This is a genomic window from Microvirga subterranea (assembly GCF_003350535.1).
GTDB lineage: Bacteria > Pseudomonadota > Alphaproteobacteria > Rhizobiales > Beijerinckiaceae > Microvirga > Microvirga subterranea.
The window spans coordinates 76,972-84,262 of the sequence record NZ_QQBB01000012.1 but is presented as its reverse complement, the minus strand read 5'-3'; the positions used below and the strand labels follow the sequence as shown (position 1 = coordinate 84,262).

Annotated in this window: 5 protein-coding genes and 1 pseudogene; 5 read left to right on the top strand and 1 reads right to left on the bottom strand. The window is 58.3% G+C overall.

Features of this window, described 5'->3' with window-relative positions:
• Window position 1: 1 nt before the first annotated feature.
• The 5 genes and pseudogenes from DES45_RS21765 to DES45_RS21745 all read left to right on the top strand — a co-directional run bounded on the left by DES45_RS21765 (window position 2) and on the right by DES45_RS21745 (window position 5,508).
• Window positions 2-265, top strand: a complete 264-nt coding sequence (locus DES45_RS21765; protein WP_170151595.1) for an HU family DNA-binding protein — start codon at window positions 2-4, stop codon at window positions 263-265.
• A gap of 96 nt (window positions 266-361) precedes the next feature.
• Window positions 362-556, top strand: coding sequence for a hypothetical protein (locus tag DES45_RS21760; RefSeq protein ID WP_114772548.1), 195 nt, complete (start codon window positions 362-364; stop codon window positions 554-556).
• Between the two features lie 131 nt (window positions 557-687).
• Window positions 688-1,444, top strand: a pseudogene (locus DES45_RS21755) (IS5 family transposase).
• 482 nt (window positions 1,445-1,926) lie between these two features.
• Window positions 1,927-2,355 carry an Lrp/AsnC family transcriptional regulator gene (locus DES45_RS21750; protein ID WP_114772546.1) on the top strand — a complete coding sequence of 143 codons (429 nt, stop codon included), beginning with the start codon at window positions 1,927-1,929 and terminating at the stop codon, window positions 2,353-2,355.
• A 117-nt stretch (window positions 2,356-2,472) separates the two neighbouring features.
• Window positions 2,473-5,508 carry an aminotransferase class III-fold pyridoxal phosphate-dependent enzyme gene (locus DES45_RS21745; RefSeq protein ID WP_114772544.1) on the top strand — a complete coding sequence of 1,012 codons (3,036 nt, stop codon included), beginning with the start codon at window positions 2,473-2,475 and terminating at the stop codon, window positions 5,506-5,508.
• Window positions 5,509-6,311: 803 nt separating this feature from the next.
• Here DES45_RS21745 and DES45_RS21740 read toward each other — a convergent pair.
• Entirely contained in the window at window positions 6,312-7,271 is a 960-nt protein-coding gene (locus DES45_RS21740; protein ID WP_147282465.1) for a GGDEF domain-containing protein, read from the bottom strand.
• Between the last annotated feature and the right edge of the window lie 20 nt (window positions 7,272-7,291).

Here is a 7,291-nt window from a genome sequence, read left to right as displayed (position 1 = left end):
GCTGCGCCATCTGGCGGAGCGGCTGTCCGAGACGCATGAGCTGCCCAAGCGTCAGGCCAACGAGATGCTGACCCAGGTGGTGGAGATGATCACCAGGAGCCTGAAGAAGGGCGAGAAGATCCGCCTGACCGGGCTTGGCATCCTGCAGGTGCGCAAGCGCGCTGCCCGCATGGGCCGCAATCCACAGACGGGAGAGGCGATCAAGATCAAAGCCTCCAAGAAGATCGCCTTCCGACCCGCCAAGGAACTCAAAGAAGCTGTCTAATCGGAGCGCTTGACGGCGGCAGGATCACTCCAACGGGTCATGGCTATGGTTGAGAACCGTCGGCATACTCGTCCCTCACTGGCTTGAGGAGCCAACATGAGCACGACGCGCATTCTCGTCCTGTTGGGTGCCATCACCTTGGTCCTGCCGCTGTGCCTGTTCATGGTAGCGGCGGGCTCCAACCCTAACGTCAGTGGCAACCTGATCTCGACTGTCCTTGGCGGCATTGTGTTCACGATCTTTCTGATCGGGGCTGTCTTTGAGATCAAGCGCATGGTCGACAAGCACTAATAGACACTTCCTTTAGTGGGTAAAGTAACTTAACCCGGCTATGTCATATTTGCGAATGACACGAACTAGGCTCAGGACCTATTAATTTGAGCTGAGTTGTGATTCTGAGCCTCCGTTTGAGGAGGCTGTGAATGGGTGATCTGTTTCTGCTGAGCGAGCGCCAGATGGCGCGGATCTCGCCGCATTTCCCTTGGCTCATGGCGTGCCACGGGTGGATGACCGGCGGGTGGTCAGCGGCATCGTGTACGTCATCCGCAATGGCCTGCAGTGGAAGGATGCTCCCAAGGCATACGGGCCACACAAGACGCTCTACAACCGGTTCATGCGATGGAGCCGGCTGGGCGTGTTCGACCGGATCTTCGCGGCCCTGGCAGGTGAAGGTCCCAAGCCGGAGCGCATCATGATCGATGCCACCCACCTGAAGGCGCACCGCACCGCGGCAAGCCTGCTCAAAAAGGGGATGTTCCCCGTCGTATCGGGCGCACGAAAGGCGGGCTGAACTCCAAGCTCCACGCTGTCTGCGATGGCGCCGGCAAGCCGATCATTCTGCTTTTGTCGGAAGGGCAGATGAGCGATCACAAAGGGGCCAGGCTCGTGCTCGAGGCTTTGCCCTCCGGCACAACCCTGATTGCCGACCGAGGTTACGACAGCAACTGGTTCCGGATAGCTCTGGTCGAGAAGGACATCACGCCGTGCATTCCGCCGACCAGGAGCCGCAAGGTGCCAATTGCCTACGACAGGGCTCTGTATCGGCAACGGCATAAGGTCGAGAACATGTTCGCCAAGCTTAAAGACTGGCGCCGGATTGCCACCCGCTATGACCGTTGCGCCCACACCTTCTTCTCAGCCATCTGCATCGCTGCCTCAGTGGCCTTCTACCTCAATTAACGAGTCCTGAGCCTAGGCATGGCTGTATAACATCATCCATTCTAAAACAGCTCTAGTTCCTGATAAGCAAGCGCAATATGCTCTTGTTCATTTCAACGGATCTGCTCTACGACATATGCGATGAAAGTCTTTCTTCTAGGTGACAGGCGTTGCCGCGACGAGTAGATCACTTACAAGATTATTTCCACCCCCACCAGCCTTCGAATTCAACTTGTAAGCTGCCCGATTTCGGGTCCGCTTTGATATAATAATTCTGTCTCATGCCCAGGCTGGATCCGACGCGCTGTGTATCGCGGATCGCAGGACTCGAGGAGACGGAATAGCGGCCTTGATATTTATAGAAGTCTAGTACTCCAGCCGGTGTAGACATGTTCGTGAATTATCATCCTTTGTGGTATCGTAAGCGCGACTAGCTACCTGACCCTCACTGTTTGATCTGTCCAGCATCTTCTCGCCAACAACAGTTCTAGGCTCTCCACCGCATGGACGAAAAGAACCACGAGATATTGCGGCTTCTTCAGCAGAATGCTCGCCTCCCCCTAAAAACTTTGGCTGGCAAGGTTGGCCTGGCGCGCAGCTCCGTCCGCGAGCGGATCGCTCGTATGGAGGCAGATGGCATCATCCTCGGCTATAAGGCGGATGTGCAGCCCGATCTTTACGGAGGGGAGGCGGTCAGGGCTCTACTGATGATCCGGTTGAAGCGAACGCCAGCAAGGGAGGCCGTCTGCCGCATCACGGCTCTTCCGGCCGTTCGCCGGTGCTTTTCCGTCAGCGGCGACCTAGACCTCGTGGTCGAAATTGAGGCTGCTGCAATGTCAGGCCTCAATGCCGCCCGGGACGAGATCGCTCTCCTGCCGGATATCGCAGACCTCACAACGGCAATCGTTCTCAAGGATGAGAAGCCTACCTGAGTGGAGGAAATCGACGTTCGAGCCACCGAAACGGCGGTGGAGCCGCCATATTGACTGGTGCAGCCGCCACTCCGGAGATGTCAGATTTCCGGAAAACCACAAACCCGGAATGATGCCGTGACCATCGTCAACAACCCTCGTCCAACCTTTTCACGCGGGGAGGCCCTTCAGCATCTGCGGGCCCGCTTTGGCATTGAAGGTGACTTGACCTCTCTGCCGAGCGAGCGAGATCAGAACTTCCTTGTCGAGACGAAAGATGGGCGAAGGTTTACGCTCAAGATCATGAATGCCGCGGAACCTCTCTCCGCCATTGCGTTTCAGACCTCTCTCCTGCGCCACCTGGAGAGTTTCGATCCGAGCTTACCTGTCCCGCGTATCCTGCCCACCGCAGACGGGCAGGATTTTGCCCTAGTTAATGGTGTCTCGGAACAGTATGCCATGCGACTTGTCTCCTATCTTCCGGGGCATCCGCTCGCCGAGGAGGCGAAGCTGCCGGAGATGCTGCATGGCCTGGGGAGGCTCCTGGGGCAGCTGGATCGGGCGCTCGCTAGCTTCGGCCACGCAGGAGCACACCGTTCCTTCGACTGGGAAATCCGGACAACACCATCCGCTCGGGAGCGTCTGAGTGCTATCACCGATCCCGAGCAGCGTCTCCTCGTGGAGAAGGCGCTCGACATCTACAATGCCCGTGTGGCGCCTGCTCTGAAGCACCTGCGCTGTGGTGTCATTCATAACGACGCGAACGACTGGAACATCCTTGTTGCTGATGGGCGCGTGAACGGCTTGATTGATTTTGGTGATGCCGTGCATTCTCCCATTGTCGCCGAGGTCGCCGTCGCTTGCGCCTACGCAATGCTTGATGAACTCGACCCCGTCCAAGCGGCGGCCCGAGTTGTTGCCGGCTACCATGCCGAATACCCGCTTCAGGATGCGGAATTCTCCGTGATCTTGGATTTAATCATGGCCCGCCTTGCCATCAGTGTTACCATGTCGGCCGTTCGCCGTATGGGCGCTGCCGACGATCCATACCTCTTCGTCAGTGAGAAGCCTGCATGGGATCTGCTGCGGAAACTCTCGGCGATCGATCACCGCATCGCAACGGGCATTCTGCGCCAAGCCTGTGGGCTTGAGGCTGCTCCGGGAGCTCATCGGATTAGAGAGTGGCTCTCCACCAATCGCCAGAACCTGGCACCTCTCATGACACCCCACCCGGCGCGTCAGGCAAAGCATGTCTTGAACCTCGGCAGCCTTGATGAGCCCTTGGCCGCTGCAAGCGCCGCCCAGGATATCTCTGGTGCCGACAGCGCCTATTCCGAACTCGTGCAGAGACATGGGTTCGATCTTGGCCTAGGCCCTTGGGGGGAACGACGTGTGATCTATACTGCGCCGTTCTTCGAATCGGTATTGGCTGCAGGTAAACGCCGCAACGTGCATCTCGGTCTTGACATCTTTGCGCCGGCCGGAACGGAGATGTTCACGCCTCTGGCAGCGACAGTTGTCGCGGCCACTATCAACCCAGAGCCACAAGATTATGGCGGACTGATCCTGCTTGAGCACGAGCCGGAGCCCTGCCTGCGCTTCTGGACCCTCTGGGGCCATCTGGACCATGCCTCAGTCCGAGAGCGCCGCGTCGGCGAACGACTCAATGCTGGCAGCTTCGTGGCCCGACTCGGCGACTATGCGGAGAACGGCGGCTGGGTTCCCCACGTTCACCTGCAATTGATTACGGTGCCATATGAGGATGTCGGTATCATCCCGGGCGTTGGCGAAGAGGCATTCACAGAGGTCTGGGAGGACCTTTACCCACGCCCCTACGATCTTGCAGGTCTGACGCCAGAAACGTTCGTGAGGCCCGGCCGCACAAAGCAGGAATTGGTCGAGAAGCGGCGCGAACGGCTGGGGCGCAATATCAGCATGTCCTACAGCACCCCACTCAAAATGGTGCGAGGTGAAGGTGTCTGGCTCTACGACGATTCAGGTCGCGCCTATCTCGATTGCTATAACAACGTCGCCCATCTCGGACACTGCCATCCCAACGTAGTGAAGGCGATCGCTCGTCAAGCTGCTCTTCTCAACACTAACACGCGCTATCTCCACGATACCATTATCGACTACACGGATAGGCTGGCTAAAGCGCTTCCGAAGGAACTCGACACGTTCTTCGTTGTATGTACGGGCAGTGAGGCTAATGACTTGGCCTTGCGCATGGCGCGAACTTATACGGGTCGCAACGACGTGCTTGTGCTCGACTGGGCCTATCATGGCCACACACAAGCGTTGATCGATGTCAGCCCCTACAAGTACAAGAGAAAAGGCGGTCGTGGGCGACCTTCCTTCACCCACGAGCTTCCGATCCCGGATGTCTACCGGGCGCTCCTCGCCGGAACCCCGGAGGACATTGCCCAATCCTATGCCGATGAAGCAGCAAGGATCATTTCCGGCCTCGTGTCGGCAGGTCATTCTCCGGCAGCATTCATCGCCGAAACGATCCCGAGCGTGGCCGGCCAGATCTTCCTTCCGCCAGGATACCTGAAAGAAGTCTATTCACATGTCCGTCGGGCGGGCGGCGTCGTAATCGCCGACGAGGTGCAGGTTGGGTTTGGCCGCGTCGGAGGCTCCATGTGGGCTTTTGAGGAGCATGGCGTCATTCCAGATATCGTCACGCTGGGAAAGCCCATCGGCAACGGGCATCCGCTGGCCGTCGTGGCAGTCCGCCGGGAGATTGCTGAAGCCTTTGCGAACGGCATGGAGTACTTCAACACCTTTGGCGGGAACCCTGTCTCCTGTGCCGCAGGACTCGCGGTGCTTGAAACCCTTGAGAAAGAAGATCTGCTAGCCAATGCCTCCAACCAAGGAGCCTATATCCTTGAAGGAGTGCGGCGCCTGCAGGAGAGGTATCCGGCCATCGGTGATGTGCGCGGACGGGGGCTTTTCCTCGGAATCGAAATCGTCCGGAACCGTTCGACCAAAGAGCATGCAGGAGACATCGCGTCCAAGGTTTCCAATAGGGCTAAGGAGCTTGGGGTACTCATGGGTACAGATGGTCCCTATGACAACGTCATCAAGCTGCGCCCACCGATGATCTTCAAACGCGAGCACGCGGATCTGCTTCTGCGGGTTCTCAATCAGGCGATGAGCGATACTCTGTCTTAATAGCGGAATATTAGAACATTGAACTGAAAGGCAGATTCAAGAGGTTTCGGCCTCGGCTGAAGTGTGGCTCCCTTGTGGAAACAGGAGGCGGATCATGACTCAGAGCTTCTCCTTGGATCTGCGCTTGCGGGTTGCGGCCTTTGTCGAGGTGGGCCATTCCTGCCGCCGGCGGCCCGCCACTTTGGGGTCAGTGACAGCTGTGCCATCAATCTGATGCAGCGCCAGCGGCACTCCAGCTCCCTTGCGGCGGCCCGTCAGGGCCGCCCGCCGACACGGGCGGTAAGCTGGCGTCCTACAAAGCTTTCCTGGTCCAAACAGTTGAGGCAAAGCTATCCATCACCATGCCTGAACTCGCCACAAAGCTGCTGCAGCAACACTGGGCGGCGGCGCCCCCCGCGATGCTCTCGTGCTTCCTGTGCTGGCGCGGCTTCACGTGTAAAAACAGCCGATGGCAGCGGAGTGAGCACGCGCCAAAGTGACGAGAGGCGTTGTAGTATTTCAGAAGCGATGATTGGAGTAGTCATGAGCAGCCTCATACTCCGCTGCATCGCTCATCCGTAGCCATACACAAACGGGCACTGGAAAAATGCCCCGCCGGGGGAGGTCGGGGCACGCTGGAAAGGCAGCAGTTCAAGGCAAAGCGAGTCGGCAACAGGGTTGAGCCTCTCGCGCTACGCTTCTCTATAGAACTTGAACTTTACTTCGAGCTTAACCTTGAACACCGAGAGAAGCCCTCAACCGCATCAATGCCAGAAGGTTGTTCTCAAGCCTGCCAAATGCCCTGAGAGGGTAGGGCAAGTTCCTCATCCAGGAGCATGATTGCGGCGCACCAGGCCAATCACAGAGGCGGTGCCAACACGATAGCAGGAGCGGTCAGTGGCTCGGCCTTCGTTCTTGGCGGCATACAGGGCAATATCCGCCTTCTCCATCAGCTCCTGTGCTGTGCTGCCCGGTTGGGGAAAGTAGGCGATGCCGATCGAAACACCGACGGCAATGGTGCGCCGATCGACAATCATTGGCTGATCTATCGCGTCGATGATCTCCTCCGCGGCCGCCTCCGCAAAGCCTGGACCATGCGTACTCGTCGTGCGGCTTGTATCGTCAGCAATGACAGCGAACTCGTCGCCACCCAGTCGAAACACCGCATCAGTGGCCCGCACGCTGGAGCGCAACCGCAGGGCGACAATCTTGAGGACTGTGTCCCCCATCGGGTGGCCAAACCTGTCGTTCACCTGCTTGAAACGGTTGAGATCGAGCAGCAAGAGGGCGACTCGTCCGCTCGATGGGGTAGCATCCTTACCTGAGACAATGTCGGCCAGGCTGACATCGAGCTTTGCCCGGTTCCCCAATCCGGTCAGCGGATCGTGCAGGGCCCGCATCTCGGCCTCGGCGGCTCGCTGCTCAGCCTCGGCCCTCAAGGCCGTGTGGTCGCGCAGTTCGCGTTGCCGCCGCCAGGCAAAGATCCAGATGCTGAAGCAGAGGAGCAGGCCAAGGAGAACCGATTCATACAGATCGATGTGCTTCTCGTGCGAGATCTCACCGGCTAACGCACTGAAAAGTGTGAACTGGTAGGCTGCCCAGGCAACGAGCAACAAGCCTGAGACGATGAGGAATAGGTCGTGGGCGGCCCGCTTGGACAGCCTCAGCCGGTTGCCAGACATGACACCACGTTCGTTGAATCCGTTCCTCATTCTGCTGCCGGAATAGCTGATCCCGGTCTCGGTGCCAATCGTACTTGGTAACGATTTGGCATGCTGGCCCACTCACGTGAACAGGCACTTTG

What these genes read in the sequence shown, in the direction of transcription:
- DES45_RS21760 (WP_114772548.1), top strand. Translation starts at nt 362, where the DNA reads ATGAGCACGACGCGCATTCTCGTCCTGTTGGGTGCCATCACCTTGGTC.
- DES45_RS21750 (WP_114772546.1), top strand. Translation starts at nt 1,927, where the DNA reads ATGGACGAAAAGAACCACGAGATATTGCGGCTTCTTCAGCAGAATGCT.